The organism is Daejeonella sp. (assembly GCF_044348475.1).
Classification (GTDB): domain Bacteria; phylum Bacteroidota; class Bacteroidia; order Sphingobacteriales; family Sphingobacteriaceae; genus Daejeonella.
This window is the reverse complement of the sequence record NZ_JBIKSU010000022.1, coordinates 17867-34790: the sequence shown is the minus strand read 5'-3', so window position 1 is coordinate 34790 and position 16924 is coordinate 17867. Positions and strand designations below refer to the sequence as shown.

Genomic DNA, 16924 nt, shown 5'->3' with positions numbered 1-16924 from the left:
CAATATTCAAATTAATGGGGGCATGCGATGATATTGGATAAAGAAAATCTTACTGGTGTTCATCCCAGTGATTTGATGATACATCACGGCCCTACTAAATTGTTATTGGATAAATATCATTGGCATTCTCCAAAAATTGGCATTGTAGCAAGTTATTCTCCCAAAAGCAGGGATGTGGAAGATCATTTTGGTCTTTTTAGAGGGGTTGATCAAATAGAATCCTGTGCACAGGCAATAGCTGGCTCCTGCAATGGTTTTTTAGAGTGCAAGAAAGAAGGCCTTGAACCCCTGGAATTGGGCGAAAAATTTTTCCCGCGGTTTATTAGTATCGGACAAGTAATTTTTCACAATTATTTGGAGGAAGGAGATACCTTTATTAATATTGGTTACATCAAATTTTGTAAATTCCGTCAAATTGTTTCAGATGGCAGGATTTATAAAGTTGCCAAGGGAATAGATTTAGACGAATATTTTCGTCATTTTACCGAAAAGCAGCTAATGGAATACGATCTTAGCACAGATTTTACGCTGGTAGCCGAATTATTTGATGTCACTGGCAGAGGAATAAAAAAAGAACGATTAAATCAAAAATAGATTAATGGAAAGACAAGAGATTATTAACGGTTTAGTTGAGATTTTAAGAACAGTAAGAACAGTAAATCAGGAAAAATTAAATTCTGTGACTGAAGAAACAGATTTTATTGCAGATTTGAATACACCATCTACAGAAATGATCAATATTGTTGCAAAAATTGAGCAAAAATTCAATCTGGAGTTTGATGACGATGATATTGATGATTTGGGCTCTAAAGTAAAGGATACTGTGAATCTAATAATCAAAACCCAGGAAAAAGGCTGATCATGCAGTTGAAAGGAAGAAAAGTGGCAATAGTGGGTATGGGAGGGATTTTTCCGAACTGTACAGATCTTGCCGACTTCAACCAAAAACTATTTAGTAATCAAAGTCTGATCAGAGAATGGGATCAGGCTCTTGCCCATGGTAAGAAAGTTAGATCTTCTGTTTCTGGCTATATTACTGAAGAAGAAGCCGGTTTAGAAGTTGTTTGGTCTACCATCTTTCAAAACTATCCTGATACTTATATCGATAAATTAAGCAGAATCCCCGATGGGAATCTTGCAACAGCAGACATTGGCAGTATTTGGGCCATGCTGAATACTCTTGATGCCATTAAAATGGCAAACTGGACCACAGCTGAGACTGAATCTGAGCAAACAGCCGTTGTGATCAGCTCCGGAAGTGCCGGAAATATAATTCTTAGAAATGCATGGCATACTTTCTTTCAGTTAGGTGCTAAATCACGGCAGGGGGGCGCACATACGGTAGATCGTACCATGATTTTTCGTGAAGCTGCCAATGTATCTTGCCTGATCAAAAATAAAGGGGTTTCTGAATCTATAGGTTCTGCCTGCGCAACCGGTTTAGGGAATATCGGGCATGCATATCGCCTGATTAAATATGGTTTTCAGGATCGTGCAATTGCAGGTGGAGTAGAAGGAACTGCCCTAGAAACATTTATTGGATTTGATGCCATGCAAGTGCTGAGCCGAGGATTTAGCCCCCAAGAAAGCTCGCGCCCATTTGATAAAAATAGAAATGGCTTTGTCTGCTCATTCGGTGGTGGCATTGTTGCCCTTGAAGAATATGAAATGGCAAAGTCTAGAGGTGCAAAGATCTTGGCTGTTATTGATACTTATTTTAATAATTCTGATGGCGATGGAGATATGTTCTATCCATCTTTTGCCGGACAACAGCGTTTATGGAAAGGCTTGCTCCAGGAAACAGGACATAGGCCTGATGTAGTAAAGGTTCATGGTACTTCAACACCTACCGGCGACTCGATCGAGCTTTTAAGTGTTGTAGATACATTGGGTGAAAGTGGTTACCATATAAGTGCTCCTAAATCGCAGTTTGGACATATGCTTGGAGCTGCAGGGGCTGTTGAGTTAATTTCTTCTATTATGATGCTTGAAAATCAGATGGTTCTTCCTTGTCTGAATTCTGTAAACCTGAATCCTGAATTGGAGAATTTTCAAACAGGGCCGAGCTGGAATGGGCCCATGAAACCACTTGAAGCTTACCGGGATTTAATCCCACAGCAGGCTTTTGCCAAAGAGATTAATCATATTACTTGCCTTAATTATGGTTTCGGAGGCACGAATAGCGCAATGTCCATATCAAATGATTATTAATGATTAATAATAAAGATAAAGTTGCAGTAGTATTTGGTGTCAGGAATGATAGCTCTATCGCCTACGATGTAGCATTAAAGCTACACCAATCTGGATGCAAAGTAGCATTGAGCTATGTCGAAGACACCAAAGATGAAGTTCTGGCCCTGATGGATAAAGCTGGAATGGATTCAAATTATGCATCTCAGGTGGATGTTAGGAGCTCAGAGCAAATAGATCAATTTCTTAACAAGGTATACAAGGGATTGGGGCCAATAAACTATATTTTACATGGGGTGGCTTATGGTAATCAGAAGGTATTGTGTTACAGCATTCCAGGAAGTACCGAGCCTGCACCTTCATATCTCGACATTCCATTTGAAGATTTGATGGACTCTTTTAACATTAGCGCCTATTCATTAATCCGAATCTGCCGATCTGCCAAAGAGCTCCTAGCTAAGAACGCCTCAATCTTAACGCTTACCTATAATGCATCCCAGCGCGTTTTTTCAGGCTATGCCGGTATGGGTATCAATAAAGCGGCACTAGAAAATATAGTTCTTTACCTTGCAGACCATTTCAGGGGGCAAAATATACGTGTAAATGCACTATCAGCTGGATTGATCATGACCACCTCATCTGGAGCTGTAAGTGGTATTCGCAGGTTGAGAAAGCTCGGCAAGTTGGCGGCTCCGCTGGGCAATGTTAGCGCAAACGATGTTGGGAATGCAGCACTTTATTACTTTTCTGACCTCTCTACAAATGTGACTGGTAACCTTCATTTTGTTGATGGTGGATTCAATATAATGGGAGTGCCAAATGATGAAGAATGAAATTCTAACTATTCCGGTTAATCTAATCATACAAGGGCAAACTTTTGTAGGGAATGATCTTGTTTTTATCCCTGATTTTGAGAAGTCTCTGACAGAAGAATTCAAGAGCAAGGTGTATACCACTAATGAATTAGCGTATTGTGAGCTTTTTGATGACTCTATAATCAGATATGCCTCAACATGGGCTGCCAAAGAAGCGGTTTACAAAGCTTTGAAGCAATATGACGCTGCTGCCATCTCATGGAAAAAGATTGAAATAACCCGAGAAAAAATTGCCGGAAAACCAACAGTAACAATCCATGGGCAACAAACACCTTATAGTATTAATTTATCTATATCCCATGATGGCGAATACGCATGGGCTATTGCCCTTTTAATGCCTGGTAAATAAATGACGAGCCACTATTTTGAGAATTCACTCGTAAAACTCCACTACTATAAATATGGTAATGGCCCAAATGCGATGTTATGTTTTCATGGTTATGGCATGCACGGAAAGCAATTCAGGATACTGGAAGAAAAGTTAGGTGCAAAATATACTTTTTATGGGTTTGACCTTTTCTTTCATAAGGAAACGAAGCTGGTTGATCAAAGCCTTAACCACATCAAAATTGGCATTAGTAAGAAGGAGCTGGCTGAACTTTTTATGCATTTCTGTGCACATGAAAATATCGGTCAATTTTCTGTGATTGGATATTCAATGGGTACTCACTATGCCACTGCTATTGCAGAGGAACTTGCTCAACGGATCAATGAGTATATTGTTGCAGCTCCGTCAGCATTGAATCCGGGGGTGCTGATCCGTTTTTTTAGCACCAACAAGATTGGCAATAAGATTATAGAGAAGTTAGCCCATAGCGATAAAGCTATACTTCATTTTCTTGATTTTTATCGAAAATTGGGGCTTATTGATTCAAAAAATCATGAAATTTTACTGAAAGAAATTGGTACCAAGGAGCTCAGACTAGATTTTTATGCCTCACTTACCTATCTTCGTTTTCTGGACACAGATTTTGTCAGGCTAGAGCAAGCACTCCAGCAGCATCAGGTAAAAAGTATATTTGTATTTGGTAAACGAGATAAAATGTATCCAAAGAAAATAGGTAACTACTTAATATCAAAATTAAAATCAGCAGAGGTGATCGTTTTAGATGAGAACCATGAACTGATCAACAAGAACTTTGCAGATACCTTATCAGCGATATTAGCATGATTATCAAGGCCAAACCACTTCCCCAAAAATTGCTCTTATGGAGTTTTATGCTCCTTACAAAATTAGTTAGGAGACGGTTCAATAAAATGGTCATCTACCCTATAGATATTAAACCCGGCCATTCTTATTTATTAATGTGTAATCATTTTAGTTTCTGGGATACGATGCTTGCCAGTTATTTGGGTTTACATGCAATTTATAAGGAGGATACCGTAAAATGCACCTATATTATGAGCCTAAAAAAGCAATTGCAAAAGAACAGATGGTCTAGGTATTTTGGTGCATTCTCTATCGCGCCTTATGGCCGTTCTGTTAATGAAAGCCTGGAATATGCCGCAGAAATATTGTCGGTTCCGGGTAATTTATTGCTTTTTTATCCTCAAGGTAACCTGGAGTCAAGCCATGTCAGAGAGATAGTTTTTAAAGATGGACTATCTCAAATAGTTCCAAAGATTAAAGGCAATTGCCAACTGATTTGGAGCAGCAACATCCCCGAATTTTTAGAGAGCCTTAAACCTTCTATTTATTTCAATATGCTCGATTGTGGTACCAATCAAAACTTCGATCTTGAAAATCTGAAAAAGCAAGTGAATGATCATCACCTTAAATCAATGAAAAAGAATTTCAGGTTTTCAGAACAGCAGGATAAGTAATTAAACGATTTCAATCAGGTTTATCATGCATCTTACTGAATTTAGATAAGATTTATTTGGGCGTTTAAACACGCTGTCCGCTCTATCTTTTTGGCCTCAAATAGCCAAAAAGGATGCCGCTACCATCGTTAACGCAAATCGTATTCCAGCTGCTATAATTTGTTTTACTGAAATTTTCCGAGATACCTAATTTTCTATTGAAGCACCTGTTTATTTTTCAGCAAATTAGCTTCTAATTCTTTGTAAGGAATATCCTGAATGGCATAATTATTATCAATCGCCATGGATGCGGCAATCGCTGCCGATTGCCCTAAAACCATGAAAACAGGCTCCATCCGGATTGATCCAAAGGCAATATGCGTAGCAGAGATACAAACCGGAACAAAGAGGTTGCTAGCCTCCGATTTTTTAGGTACAATGCTGCGGTAACTTACCGGAAAAGGACTAGCTACATGCGCTTCCACATTGCCTTCATTTTTAACATAGCCATTCACATCAACGTATCGCTGAATGTTGTGAGAGTCCATTCCGTATGCGCCCATGCCAACAGGATCTTGAACCACCTCAAACTTCTCACAGTTTTTTTGACTCATTACATATTCACTGATCATTCGCCTAGCTTCACGGATGTATAATTGGGATTGCCATCCATCTTTACTGTCATACTCATCTTTGCAGGTTCCCCATTGAGAAACAGCTGCTCTAACTTTAGCTGGGATGCGGGGATGATATGCAAGCGTCCACATTAAACCCTGCTGATACTGTTTGTGGCGCTGAGCAATTTTTTCACGTTCCTGATACGTTGCTTCTGGGTAGGTATAATTCTGACCGATAAAATCTGTAGAAAAACCTTTTTGGTTATTGGTATCTGTTTTACGATTAGGCATGTCTGAATTAATCCATGGTACCAGCGGATCACCATATTCATACATTTTCTCTACAGGCCCTTCAGCAGCTTCATAATTCCGGAGTAGTAATTCATAATCCAATTCGTTATAACCTGCAGGCTTACTAAACAAAATCCGATTATCGGGGTGGTTGGTTAATGTCATTCGGTAGCAATAGGCTTGTATTTTGGTATCGCCTTTACCGTCAATTCCTGGTTTGCCAGGATTGATGAATGGGAGTAAACCACTTTTTGGATCTCCCTTTTTAATGTATGGATCAACGCCATCAATAAAATTATGATACGCACCGTTCATGGAAACTGTTTTGCGGAGCGTTAAACTTACTTTATTTGCCTGAATGCCATTCAAAGATTCTCCGTATTGCGCATTTGACTCGCGCCCAACAGTATAAGTGATGCCTGCAGCTGCCATTAGATCGCCTTCATAGGTGGCGTCAATGAACATTTTGCCCGAGTAGATTTGACCGCTTTCCATTTGAATGGATGATATTTTTCCAGATGTTTTTTTGACCCCTGTTTTTCGGTTTAATCGCTGTGAATATACTAGGGTAATATTTTTCTCCTTGCTCAGCATGTCTTTATAGATCTTAAGCGCTGCTGATGGTTCAAAGGTCCACATGGCATCTTCATTTGCCGCAGAAGTTGTTTGTCCGCCATCGCGATACGTTTCTCGTTTTTGCCAGTTCCAGTTCTCTGGTTTTTGGTAATAGCTTTTTACATTCTGATAAAACTCTCTGGATATTCCACCAATAGCCTGCTTATTTCCAATATCGGTCTGTCCTAATCCTCCGGTTGTTAGCCCGCCGATCCTATTCGTTGGCTCTATTAAAATCACTTTTTTACCCAATCTTGAGCTTTGTATTGCTGAAGATATGCCTGCGGATGTTCCGCCATAGACAACGATGTCAAACGATTGAGTAGTTTGGCTGATTACCTGCTGGTTGCCCCAAATCAATAAAACTGCGAATAGAATGTTGATTTTTTTGGAGGGTAGACGATTGAATTTGACTGTAAACATGGGTTTATGAGCTTATTTTGAATCCTGAAAATAAAAATAATGAAATATTTGGATTTTTGCTTTTGATTGGCGTTTTCAGCAAGCAAGCTTTGTTTTTGAGCATAAAAAAGTGCTTCATGGTCTGTAAAACGCAAATCTCTTTTAAACCAAACAATGACAATTTCTTTCTTCAATTTATTTTTAGGGCACTGTTTTAATTGAAATCAAATTTAATGTTTTCAATGGGTGGTGGCCTATTTCAATTGAAACAATTAGGTCATATTGCTTGCCTCTTAATTTGTTACTGATTTCTTATAGTTAAATTACTGCTTTGTAAAAACCATGCAGTGCTGCCATGGCAGATTATCTATGTTTTTATCAAATACAAAACCTGCTGCTTTTAATTCTTTAATGGCCTGCGCTTCACTCATTTTATGAATGGTTTTAATGGGTACAGTTGAATCTTCAGACCTAAACTCTACAAGCACTAATTTACCCCCAGGTTTTAATGCAGATCGCATTGATAAAGCCATTTCATAAGGATAAGAAAATTCGTGGTATACGTCTACTAACAACATCATGTCAATGGTGTTTTCTGGTAAAGATACTTTTTGTTCTGTGCTCAATACAGGTACTATACGTGACAATTTTTCTTTCTTGATTCTTTCGTTTAAGTAAGCAATCATTTCTGGCTCAACGTCAACTGCAAAAACTTTACCACTTCCTACCATTTTTGAAAGTAATGCACTATGGTAGCCACTACCCGCTCCTATATCAGCAATAAACATACCTGGTTTTACGGCTAAATTTTTTAATAATAGAGAGGTATTTTCTTCCCTTTGTCTTTCTTCCCTTTCAAGCCAATCTATTCCATAATGACTCATTACTTGTGCAATTTGTCTGCCCATGTACCATTTTTTAATGCCGTTTGGGTCGCCAGTCTTTATTTGATAACGATTTTGACCCACTGAAAACATAGAGAGCGATAAAAAAGCAAAAAGCAGTATATAAGGTTTTAATGTATGCATATAATTAGATTTCAAAGTCAATAATGTAACCAAAACGAGAATTAATGGAAGTAGATAATTGCATTTGCAGGTCCATTCAAAAGATATTTGCGAGCGTTGCCTTGTTTGATAACAGATATTACTGATAATCTCGGTTACTCCAAACCTATCCAATCAATCAGTAGTCTAAAATCTTCTTCTTGCTTATTGGCTATCAAGAAACTCAATTGCTCAATACTTTTAAAATTAAAATTGGGTCTATTTAATTTACGCCCAAAAATTTGAGGATAAAATTCACTTATTGGCAACTTAATAATTTCCCACTCGCCTGTTGTCATAAATGGGTATACATAAGACTCCTGCCCATAAATTCGACTTTTTAAACGAAATTCATACGCCTTACCATCTCCTTTTATACGCAATAGGATAAACTTTTTTTCATCCGCTAATTTGATTGTCTTATTCAATTGTATTGAAGCAAATCCTCCATTGTTTGCCAATGAAACATGACCCATAAATTGCCCATTTCCCAAATCATTTAAGATCAAGGAACTTTTTGAGATTCCACCCATCACACCATCGTTTACAATTCGCCACTCATTCACTTTTGTTAATGTTGTGAATTTATAGATCTCATTGGTATTTGTTTGAACAAACAGGCTTAGCGTCATAAACAATAGGATAAATTTCATAAGTGTCAAATGTATGATGTCTTATTCATTCAATTAATCATTAAATATATGGAAGATAATCAGTTATTTAAGAGCACGTAGTTTGAAAATACTCTCTTAGTTTTGATGTAATTCAGAATATTTTTTGCTGACTATTTACAGGTTTAAAAATTACAATTTTTTATTTAGCTTTAATGTTCAGATTATAAACCTAATGAAAAAGAAAAAAATATTGGAATCCCGTCGGGAGTTTTTGAAATCAGCCTCCATAGTTTCGGCAGGATTCATGATTGTACCTCGTCACGTATTAGGCGGTAAAGGTTTTTTAGCTCCTAGCGATAAATTAGTGGTAGCTGGTATCGGAGTTGGTGGTAAAGGTAAATCAGATTTAAAATACTTCTATGATAGTGGTAAAGCGGATATTGGTTATTTATGTGATGTGGATGATCGCATGGCTAAAGGTGCAATTGCTGCTTATCCAAAAGCAAAATATTACAAGGATTGGCGTAAAATGATGGATGTGGAATCGAAGAATTTCGATGCCGTTTCTGTTTCTACACCAGATCATAACCATGCGGTTCAAGCCATGGCTGCGATGCAATTGGGCAAGCACGTTTACGTGCAAAAACCAATGACTCACGATATTTTCGAGGCTCGTATGTTGACCCAAGCTGCAGCAAAATATAAAGTAGTTACTCAAATGGGTAACCAAGGTAGCTCTGGAGACGGAGTGCGCCAATTGGTAGAATGGTATGATGCAGACATTATTGGTGATGTTCATACGGTTCAGATTTGGACCAACAGACCTATTTGGCCACAAGGTATTCCTTGGCCTTCTACTAAGCCTGCCGTTCCAGCTGGATTAGATTGGGATTTATGGTTGGGTACTGCTCCTCAAAAAGATTATGTTGAAAACTTAATTCCAGGCTCATGGCGTGGATGGTGGGATTATGGTACAGGTGCTTTGGGTGATTTAGGGTGCCACTTAATGGAAGCTCCTTTCCGTGTCTTAGGTTTGAAGTATGCTTCAGATGTTCAAGCAAGTGTAAGTAGTGTATTTACCGCTTTTGGGAAAAGAGGGGTATTCTTAGACTCTTGCCCTCCATCAAGTCATGCAACTTTGACTTTCCCTAAAACAGATCGTACAAAAGGACCTGTAACGATGCACTGGATGGATGGTGGAATTAAGCCAGAGCGTCCTGAAGAATTAGGACCTGACGAGATGTTTGGTGATGGAAATTCAGGTATCTTGTTTATTGGTACCAAAGGAAAAATGATGGCTAGCGAATATGCGGCTAATCCTCGTTTATTGCCTTTATCTAGAAATCAAGAAGTGAAAGTACCTCTCAAATTAGAGCGTGTTCCTGGCAGTGCGGATGGACATTATGCTCAATGGGTGGAAGGTGCAATTGCTGGTTATGGTAAAAAACAATTAAGTTCTCCATTTGATTTAGCGGGTCCTTTGACTGAGGCTATTTTGATGGCTAACTTGGCTATACGTGTGGCTGACATGCCTTTCGCTCGTAACACAGGAAACGGAATGCATTATCCAGGTTCAAACACTAAATTACTTTGGGATAACCAAAATATGCGTGTGACCAACTTCGATGCTGCAAATCAATTCGTTAAGCGTCAATATCGTGATGGTTGGGGTGAATTGACACTTTAGATTGAAGGTATATAGTATCGGTTTTATTTTTTAAATGAGGTATAACGTTTTGCGCACAGCCGCCGTTTTTTCAATGGCGGCTGTGCGCTGTTACCTGCTGGCATTTCTATTTAATTTATAATTTGTACTTCTTCCTCCAGCTTCTTCTTTACGCAGTATTTCTTTCTCAATTAAGTCATTTATATCTCGAATAGCGGTATCTTTTGAGCATTTAGCAATTTTAGCCCATTTAGATGATGTTAATTTGCCATCAAAACTGTCTAAGAGTTTATTAATTAGCTTCTTCTGCCTTTCATTGATAATAGTCTTTGAATGTATTTGCCAGAAATTACCTTTAGATAAAACCTTAACAAGAACTTCTTCTGTTGAATTAAGTGCATTGATTAAACACTGTAAAAACCATTGTATCCAATTTGTAATATTTAAATCACCTTTCTGGGTTTTTTCAAGAATATCATAGTATTGTTTTCGTTCGATTCTTATTTGAGCAGACATGCTATAGAATCTTTGATTACTCTTGTCAGCCTGTGCTAATAACATATCTGTTAAAGCTCTTGTTATACGTCCATTTCCATCATCAAATGGGTGAATAGTAACAAACCAAAGATGCGCTATTGAGGCTTTTAATACTAAGTCAATTTTGTTGTTTTGATTAAACCAATTCAAGAGGCAGCGCCTCTACGGATAGTTACGAACCTATAATAAAACGGGGCGCTAAATTCTACGGACAGTGTTTTCTTCATTATTTTCAAAAATGAACTCTACCAAATTTTTTAAGTAATCTGAAAATTAAATTTTTAGTACGGATTAGTTTTATTTTTTTTCTAAATAAAAAATTTACATATATTCAAAAATTTTTTTTCAAAATTGTATTCCCATAGCGTTTATAATCTTGATATAAAATTGGTTTTTAAAGGAATTAATACATTCAAAAAACTACTCACTAACCAGAAATATTCAATCAAAAATCATCTTCCAATGAAATCATTTTTTCACGGTTTAATATGTCTTTTTTTAATGCTTGGCACTGTACCTGCAATTGCTCAGATTGGAATTGGAACTAAAACTCCTGCACCATCGGCAGCCTTAGAAGTTACTTCAAGTACAAATAATAAAGGGATCTTAATTCCCAGAGTAACTGCTACCCAAAAAGATGCAATTGCTAGTCCTGCCCAGGGATTATTGGTTTATCAAACCACAGCACCTATCGGGTTTTATTATTATACCGGTACTTCCTGGAAGTTGATGGCTATTCAAACCGACATAGCTAGCAAGGTAGACAAAGTAGATGGTAAGGACTTATCATCCAATGATTATACCACTGTAGAAAAAACAAAATTGGCAGCTATTACAGGAACGAATACTGGTGATCAAACAACTATTACTGGTAATGCAGGAACAGCTACCAAATTAGCAAGCCCAAGAACCATCAATGGGGTTGCCTTTGATGGTACTGCGAATATAACCGTAACTGCAGATGCAGGAACTTTAACAGGTAGTTTCACAAAAGACATCACTGTTAATAGTGTAAATATTGGGAGAGGAAATGGTGAAAATGGATCTAATACTAGAATTGGAGGTCAAGCATTAAATAGTAACACTTTAGGTTATCAGAATGTTGCAATTGGTGATGCATCACTTTCTAACAATACAACGGGTGGGCGAAACAATGCAATTGGGACTAATGCTCTTTTTAAAAATACTACAGGTTCAGAAAATACAGCAATTGGGACTTTTGCTCTTGAAAATAACACTAACGGGAACAGAAACTTAGCAATTGGACAACAAACACTTTTTACGAACACAGAAGGTATAAAAAACGTCGCACTTGGATATATACCACTTTATAGCAACACTACAGGATCAAACAATAATGCAATTGGTGATGAGACACTTTTTTATAATACCACTGGCAATTATAACATAGGCATAGGAAGCCAAGCTGGTTTAACAATTTCGACAGGAAGTCAAAATACAATGATTGGTGCTCAGGCAGATGTTGAATCAGGAGCATTAACCAATGCTACCGCGCTAGGCTTTAGAGCTAAGGTTTCTGCTAGTAATACTATACAGTTGGGTAACACTAATGTAACAAATGTAAAAACCAGCGGAACGGTTACTGCAGCCGGATTTACTTCTACAGTAGCAACAGGAACAGCACCATTGGTGGTAACATCAACTACTCCTGTGGCTAATTTAAGTATTGGAGGTAATGCAGCAACAGTAACAACGAATGCGAATTTAACAGGTCCAGTTACTTCTGTTGGAAATGCTACAACCATTGCAGATGGAGCAATCACGAATGCAAAAGTTACAGATGTAGCAGCTTCAAAAATTACAGGAACTTTTACTAGTGCAACCGTTAATGGCAAAGTAATAGTAGGTGCATCATCTGCTGCTTCCTCTTCAGCAGTATTAGAAGCAAGTTCAACTACACAAGGTTTTTTACCACCAAGAATGACCTCTACTCAGCGAGATGCAATAGCTTCACCCGCTGAAGGTTTATTAATTTATAATACAACAACTAAAAGTATAGAAGCTTATACTGGTGATGGTTCTGGTGGTGGTGAATCATTTCTATCTGGAGCTGAATCCTGCAGTACCAATATGGGAAATTCGTATAATAGCCAATGGTCGAATCTTACTAGCGGAATGGCTCAATCATTTGTTTCTGGAGGTGGGAACCTAAGGTCAATTACAATCAAGGTAGGTTCGGTTATTGCTGAATCAACTTCTACACTTTATCAGCTAAATGTCTATAATGGTAGCCCAAGTGGTTGTGGAAATAATGGCACGACCTGCGCGTTATCAGCTTTAGGGACGCCAATTGCTACTTCCCAAGTATCCATAAACAGTGCGGGTGAAATAACTCTAAATTTGGCATCTCCTGTTTCCTTATCTTCAAATCAAACCTACACTTTCTCGATAACCCCAACAGTTTCAACGCAAGGGTTTATGTGGAATTGCTATTCTACAGGTTATTCTAGTGGGGCCTCTTTTGGAATTTCAGGAAATGTATCAGGCGCAAACGATGATTTTAAATTTCAAATAAATTATCATTCAGGCGGCTGGAGAAGTTTGATGCAATAGGATTAGTAACAGCGGGAGCGGATGTCACTACAGCAGATATAGCAGCAAGTACGAATAAAATTATGTAACCGATGCGCAGTCAGGTGTGCTATCTAATACATCAGGAACGAATACGGGTAATCAAACAATAACATTAACCGGAGATGTAACTGGAATAGGTTCTGGAACTTACAGCGACCAACATTCACAAGGATTCTCTGTTCGGTGCATCAAGAATTAGGTATCTTTGAATCACAGTTCTTTTTGAAATAAAGAACATCAGGATAATGAGAATAAAAATCAGATTATTGATAGGCACACTACTGCTAACAAGTAGCGCATTTGCTCAGTTTGTTTCGGGTAATTTATCGTTACTGACCGGGCAAAAAATAACCCTAGAAGGCTTTGATGGCTTAAAAACCTACCCTATTTCAAACACCAGTCTAGATGAAAAGGGGAATTTCAAACTCACTTATTCAAAAGCTGATTATGGTATAGGCTATTTAAAGTTGGCCGATGATAAGCCATTATTTGTGATTTTGAGTGGTGAAGATATTGAAATCACTGGCAATGCACTCAGCAATACCGAAACGATCAAAGTCATCAAAGGAAAAGAAAATCAATGGTTTGAGCAGTACGCAAAAGAACACCCACGCAGAGAACAAGCTTTGAGTGCCTGGATATATTTGGAAAAAATATATGCATCAGAAAGCCTTTTTAGTGTTCAAAAAACACCGGCTAATTTAATTAAAAGTGAAAAGCTTCGAATTAAAAAAGAAGACGCAAACTTCTTAGCCAATTTAACCAAAGACAGCTATGTTGGCTGGTTTTTACCTGCAAGGCAACTGGTTAGCTCGGTTTCAGTTATTGCCCAGCAACGCACTGATGAGATACCTGCTACGCTAGCGGCATTCAGAGCACTGAACTATGCCGATCAGCGATTGTATAAAAGTGGATTACTTAAAGACGCCATAGAAAGTCATTTTTGGTTAATAGAGAATAGTGGGCGCTCTATAGATTCTGTATTTATCGAAATGCGTAAATCAATAGATGCCATGCTAGTAAACTTGATAAAAGATGAGAAAAAATTCAATGAAGTAACCAACCATCTTTTTGATTTATTAGAAAAGCATAGCCTGTTTCAAGCTTCTGAGCACCTGGCTCTTAAAGTACTGAATGAAGTGACTTGCACCATTGATAGCGATTTGGCCAAGCAACTTGAAAGTTACCGCGCCATGAAGAAGGGAAATATTGCACCAGAAATTGATTTTGGAAATAAGTCTTATTTAAATGGTTTCCCCCAAAATCAATTTAGTAATCTCACTTCCATTAACTCGCCCTATACCTTGGTTGTTTTTGGTGCAAGCTGGTGCCCCAAATGTGAGGCCGAGCTACCTGAATTGATTCAAAACTACACCAAATGGAAAAACTTAGGCATAGATGTAGTCTACATTTCTTTAGACACTGAACCAGCTGCCTTTGAACAAGTGGTTAAAACCTACCCATTTTTTGCTTACTGCGACTATAAAAAGTGGGATAGCCAAGTAGTTAAAGATTATTATGTGTCTGGGACACCCACTTTTTATTTGTTAAATAATAAACGAGAAATCATTCTTAAACCAATCTCCATTTCACAAATGGATGCATGGGCAGATTGGGTGTTGGTGCAAGGGAATAAATGAACTGTGCTAACTAATGCCTCAAAAAATCACATTGAATGATAGATCAAAGGAATACAATCTAGCATTTGAAAGGGTGAGTAATAGTGATCTTTGATTGAACGGTAATTTTTAGAACCAAATCCATTGATTCTTAATGGAGATTATATATTGAATTAAAGATTTTAACGCTAAGAAATCTTTAGCCTTTATTTCAACTTCTCATTATTTTTATGCCGGTCGGCATCTCGAATATTTTTCTTTTCCAGATTTTTTTGAAGGGCTGCAGTCAGGTCAATTCCGGTTTGATTGGCAAGGCAAATTAAAACAAACAATACATCTGCAAGTTCATCGCCAAGGTCATGGCCTTCATCCGATTTTTTAAAGGATTGCTCACCATACGTTCTAGCCATGATCCGGGCAACCTCGCCAACTTCTTCCATGAGGATAGCCGTATTGGTTAACTCATTAAAATAACGAACACCGGTTGTATTGATCCACTGATCTACTATTTTTTGTGCTTCCTCTATTGTCATCAGAATTGATTTATATTATTCTTTGGCTTTGGTATCGATGCAAATGGTAACGGGCCCATCATTTACCAAACTAATTTGCATGTTGGCGCCAAATACGCCGGTTTGTATTTTTGTTCCAGTAAGTTTAGTTAATTCTACAATCATTTTTTCATACAAAGGAATAGCGTATTCAGGCCTTGCCGAGCGCGTAAACCCGGGCCTGTTTCCTTTTTTTGTTGAGGCAAAGAGCGTAAACTGACTCACCAGAAGGATATTCCCCTGAACCTCTGCCAGCGCTTTGTTCATCAAGCCGTTCTCGTCTGAAAATACGCGCATATTCGAAATTTTTTGAGCGAGCCAAGTCATGTCCTCATCGGTATCGCTGTCTTCAATTCCTAGCAAAACCATAAATCCAGTACCAATTTCGCCACTAATTATACCTTCAATACTGCAGGATGCATGACTCACTCGTTGTATTACTGCTCTCATCCTCTGGTTTCATTATCGTGATAAATACTCAGGTAGCTATCGTATCGCGAAGATTCTAACTCTCCCTTATCAAGTGCATCCAAAACAGCACATCCGGGTTCATTAATATGTCTACAATTGTGAAAGCGGCAATTTCCCATTAGTTTTCTGATCTCCGGAAATAAACGGCCCAGTTCCTGCTTTTCAATATCAAAAACCCCCAGTTCACGAATTCCTGGAGTATCGATTAAGTATCCTCCGAATGGCAACTGGAACATTTCAGCAAAGGTGGTGGTATGTTTGCCTTTGTCGCTCCAGTCGGATATTTCGCCTGTTTTAAGTTCTTTTCCAGGAAGCAAGGCATTGATCAGTGTTGATTTGCCAACCCCTGAATGCCCGCTCACAAGTGTTACTTTATCTTTTAATAACTCTCTTAGTTGATCTAGATTAGTTTCTTTGAGCGCCGAAACGCTATAGCATGGGTAACCTGCATTTTCATAAATTGATTGGTATTCTTCAAGAATTTCAAGGCCATCTTCATTAAACAGATCCAACTTATTGAAGATGAGCTTTGCAGGAATTTCATAAGCTTCTGCAGTGACCAGAAATCGGTCAATAAAACCCATAGAAGTACGCGGAGAGGCCAGCGTAACAATTAAAAACGCCTGATCTAAATTTGCCGCAATAATCTGTGCTTGTTTGGAAAGGTTTACAGATTTACGGATAATGTAATTTTTGCGGGGATGAAGTGCAGTAATAAGTCCTGTTTCTTGATCAGGCTCTGGATCTATTTGTACACGATCGCCTACAGCAATTGGATTTGTAGTTTTGATATCCAGGGTTCTGAATTTTCCTTTTATACGACAGTTTACAGACTTCCCTTCGTCAGTTAAAACTTCGTACCAGCTCCCTGTTGATTTTATTACTAGTCCGTCCATCTGCTTTGCAAAGATAAAACCTTGATGATGTATTCTGTAATTATTGGTCAATTTGTTGCTGGTTTATTAAAAAAACAATCTTTTTTCAAAATAAGTTAATAAACAGTTGTTTATTCAAAAATTAAGGCCGTAATTT

The 16924-nt window shown here is 38.0% G+C and carries 17 protein-coding genes; 10 read left to right on the top strand and 7 right to left on the bottom strand.

The window, feature by feature from the left end; all coding sequences use genetic code 11:
* Positions 1-27: 27 nt before the first annotated feature.
* The 7 genes from ACIQZ6_RS06995 (at position 28) to ACIQZ6_RS06965 (ending at position 4889) form a co-directional block, all read left to right on the top strand.
* A complete protein-coding gene (locus tag ACIQZ6_RS06995) occupies positions 28-594 on the top strand; it encodes a hypothetical protein (protein ID WP_306550666.1) in 567 nt (188 codons plus the stop codon).
* A 4-nt stretch (positions 595-598) separates the two neighbouring features.
* Positions 599-859: an acyl carrier protein gene (locus ACIQZ6_RS06990; protein ID WP_395809536.1), complete on the top strand. Its 261-nt coding sequence runs from the start codon at positions 599-601 to the stop codon at positions 857-859.
* A gap of 2 nt (positions 860-861) precedes the next feature.
* A complete protein-coding gene (locus ACIQZ6_RS06985; RefSeq protein ID WP_395809534.1) occupies positions 862-2211 on the top strand; it encodes a beta-ketoacyl-[acyl-carrier-protein] synthase family protein in 1350 nt (449 codons plus the stop codon).
* Positions 2211-3023, top strand: coding sequence for an enoyl-ACP reductase (locus ACIQZ6_RS06980; RefSeq protein WP_395809532.1), 813 nt, complete (start codon positions 2211-2213; stop codon positions 3021-3023). The genes ACIQZ6_RS06985 and ACIQZ6_RS06980 overlap by 1 nt, the downstream gene beginning before the upstream one ends.
* Positions 3010-3414 carry a holo-ACP synthase gene (locus ACIQZ6_RS06975; RefSeq protein ID WP_395809530.1) on the top strand — a complete coding sequence of 135 codons (405 nt, stop codon included), beginning with the start codon at positions 3010-3012 and terminating at the stop codon, positions 3412-3414. The genes ACIQZ6_RS06980 and ACIQZ6_RS06975 overlap by 14 nt, the downstream gene beginning before the upstream one ends.
* Positions 3415-4236 (top strand): alpha/beta fold hydrolase, encoded by an 822-nt coding sequence (locus ACIQZ6_RS06970; protein ID WP_395809528.1) that lies wholly within the window; start codon positions 3415-3417, stop codon positions 4234-4236.
* Positions 4237-4322: 86 nt separating this feature from the next.
* Positions 4323-4889: a 1-acyl-sn-glycerol-3-phosphate acyltransferase gene (locus ACIQZ6_RS06965; RefSeq protein ID WP_395809526.1), complete on the top strand. Its 567-nt coding sequence runs from the start codon at positions 4323-4325 to the stop codon at positions 4887-4889.
* A gap of 194 nt (positions 4890-5083) precedes the next feature.
* Here ACIQZ6_RS06965 and ACIQZ6_RS06960 read toward each other — a convergent pair whose 3' ends face one another.
* The 3 genes from ACIQZ6_RS06960 to ACIQZ6_RS06950 all read right to left on the bottom strand — a co-directional run bounded on the left by ACIQZ6_RS06960 (position 5084) and on the right by ACIQZ6_RS06950 (position 8492).
* Entirely contained in the window at positions 5084-6814 is a 1731-nt protein-coding gene (locus ACIQZ6_RS06960; protein WP_395809524.1) for an FAD-dependent oxidoreductase, read from the bottom strand.
* Positions 6815-7116: 302 nt separating this feature from the next.
* Positions 7117-7821 carry a class I SAM-dependent methyltransferase gene (locus tag ACIQZ6_RS06955; RefSeq protein WP_395809522.1) on the bottom strand — a complete coding sequence of 235 codons (705 nt, stop codon included), beginning with the start codon at positions 7819-7821 and terminating at the stop codon, positions 7117-7119.
* Positions 7822-7955: 134 nt separating this feature from the next.
* On the bottom strand, positions 7956-8492 hold the full coding sequence (locus ACIQZ6_RS06950) for a CIA30 family protein (protein WP_395809520.1): 537 nt from the start codon (positions 8490-8492) through the stop codon (positions 7956-7958).
* A gap of 193 nt (positions 8493-8685) precedes the next feature.
* Here ACIQZ6_RS06950 and ACIQZ6_RS06945 point away from each other — a divergent pair, with 193 nt between their 5' ends.
* Positions 8686-10140 carry a Gfo/Idh/MocA family protein gene (locus ACIQZ6_RS06945; RefSeq protein WP_395809538.1) on the top strand — a complete coding sequence of 485 codons (1455 nt, stop codon included), beginning with the start codon at positions 8686-8688 and terminating at the stop codon, positions 10138-10140.
* A gap of 90 nt (positions 10141-10230) precedes the next feature.
* Here the strand turns inward: ACIQZ6_RS06945 and ACIQZ6_RS06940 are convergent, their stop codons facing one another.
* Positions 10231-10806, bottom strand: coding sequence for a Fic family protein (locus ACIQZ6_RS06940; protein WP_395809518.1), 576 nt, complete (start codon positions 10804-10806; stop codon positions 10231-10233).
* A gap of 312 nt (positions 10807-11118) precedes the next feature.
* Here ACIQZ6_RS06940 and ACIQZ6_RS06935 point away from each other — a divergent pair, with 312 nt between their 5' ends.
* Positions 11119-13230: a beta strand repeat-containing protein gene (locus ACIQZ6_RS06935; RefSeq protein ID WP_395809516.1), complete on the top strand. Its 2112-nt coding sequence runs from the start codon at positions 11119-11121 to the stop codon at positions 13228-13230.
* 266 nt (positions 13231-13496) lie between these two features.
* On the top strand, positions 13497-14891 hold the full coding sequence (locus ACIQZ6_RS06930; protein WP_395809514.1) for a TlpA family protein disulfide reductase: 1395 nt from the start codon (positions 13497-13499) through the stop codon (positions 14889-14891).
* Positions 14892-15076: 185 nt separating this feature from the next.
* Here the strand turns inward: ACIQZ6_RS06930 and ACIQZ6_RS06925 are convergent, their stop codons facing one another.
* The 3 genes from ACIQZ6_RS06925 to rsgA are packed head-to-tail and all read right to left on the bottom strand — an operon-like array spanning position 15077 to position 16788.
* A complete protein-coding gene (locus ACIQZ6_RS06925; protein ID WP_395809512.1) occupies positions 15077-15403 on the bottom strand; it encodes a nucleotide pyrophosphohydrolase in 327 nt (108 codons plus the stop codon).
* A gap of 15 nt (positions 15404-15418) precedes the next feature.
* Positions 15419-15871: a D-aminoacyl-tRNA deacylase gene (dtd, locus tag ACIQZ6_RS06920; RefSeq protein WP_395809510.1), complete on the bottom strand. Its 453-nt coding sequence runs from the start codon at positions 15869-15871 to the stop codon at positions 15419-15421.
* The gene (rsgA, locus tag ACIQZ6_RS06915) at positions 15868-16788 is read right to left on the bottom strand and encodes a ribosome small subunit-dependent GTPase A (RefSeq protein ID WP_395809508.1); all 921 of its coding nucleotides are present in this window, start codon (positions 16786-16788) and stop codon (positions 15868-15870) included. Before rsgA ends, dtd begins: the two co-directional genes overlap by 4 nt.
* Between the last annotated feature and the right edge of the window lie 136 nt (positions 16789-16924).

What these genes read in the sequence shown, in the direction of transcription:
- ACIQZ6_RS06995 (WP_306550666.1), top strand. Translation starts at nt 28, where the DNA reads ATGATATTGGATAAAGAAAATCTTACTGGTGTTCATCCCAGTGATTTG.
- ACIQZ6_RS06990 (WP_395809536.1), top strand. Translation starts at nt 599, where the DNA reads ATGGAAAGACAAGAGATTATTAACGGTTTAGTTGAGATTTTAAGAACA.
- ACIQZ6_RS06985 (WP_395809534.1), top strand. Translation starts at nt 862, where the DNA reads ATGCAGTTGAAAGGAAGAAAAGTGGCAATAGTGGGTATGGGAGGGATT.
- ACIQZ6_RS06980 (WP_395809532.1), top strand. Translation starts at nt 2,211, where the DNA reads ATGATTAATAATAAAGATAAAGTTGCAGTAGTATTTGGTGTCAGGAAT.
- ACIQZ6_RS06975 (WP_395809530.1), top strand. Translation starts at nt 3,010, where the DNA reads ATGATGAAGAATGAAATTCTAACTATTCCGGTTAATCTAATCATACAA.
- ACIQZ6_RS06970 (WP_395809528.1), top strand. Translation starts at nt 3,415, where the DNA reads ATGACGAGCCACTATTTTGAGAATTCACTCGTAAAACTCCACTACTAT.
- ACIQZ6_RS06965 (WP_395809526.1), top strand. Translation starts at nt 4,323, where the DNA reads ATGGTCATCTACCCTATAGATATTAAACCCGGCCATTCTTATTTATTA.
- ACIQZ6_RS06960 (WP_395809524.1), bottom strand. Translation starts at nt 6,814, where the DNA reads ATGTTTACAGTCAAATTCAATCGTCTACCCTCCAAAAAAATCAACATT.
- ACIQZ6_RS06955 (WP_395809522.1), bottom strand. Translation starts at nt 7,821, where the DNA reads ATGCATACATTAAAACCTTATATACTGCTTTTTGCTTTTTTATCGCTC.
- ACIQZ6_RS06950 (WP_395809520.1), bottom strand. Translation starts at nt 8,492, where the DNA reads ATGAAATTTATCCTATTGTTTATGACGCTAAGCCTGTTTGTTCAAACA.
- ACIQZ6_RS06945 (WP_395809538.1), top strand. Translation starts at nt 8,686, where the DNA reads ATGAAAAAGAAAAAAATATTGGAATCCCGTCGGGAGTTTTTGAAATCA.
- ACIQZ6_RS06935 (WP_395809516.1), top strand. Translation starts at nt 11,119, where the DNA reads ATGAAATCATTTTTTCACGGTTTAATATGTCTTTTTTTAATGCTTGGC.
- ACIQZ6_RS06930 (WP_395809514.1), top strand. Translation starts at nt 13,497, where the DNA reads ATGAGAATAAAAATCAGATTATTGATAGGCACACTACTGCTAACAAGT.
- ACIQZ6_RS06925 (WP_395809512.1), bottom strand. Translation starts at nt 15,403, where the DNA reads ATGACAATAGAGGAAGCACAAAAAATAGTAGATCAGTGGATCAATACA.
- dtd (WP_395809510.1), bottom strand. Translation starts at nt 15,871, where the DNA reads ATGAGAGCAGTAATACAACGAGTGAGTCATGCATCCTGCAGTATTGAA.
- rsgA (WP_395809508.1), bottom strand. Translation starts at nt 16,788, where the DNA reads ATGGACGGACTAGTAATAAAATCAACAGGGAGCTGGTACGAAGTTTTA.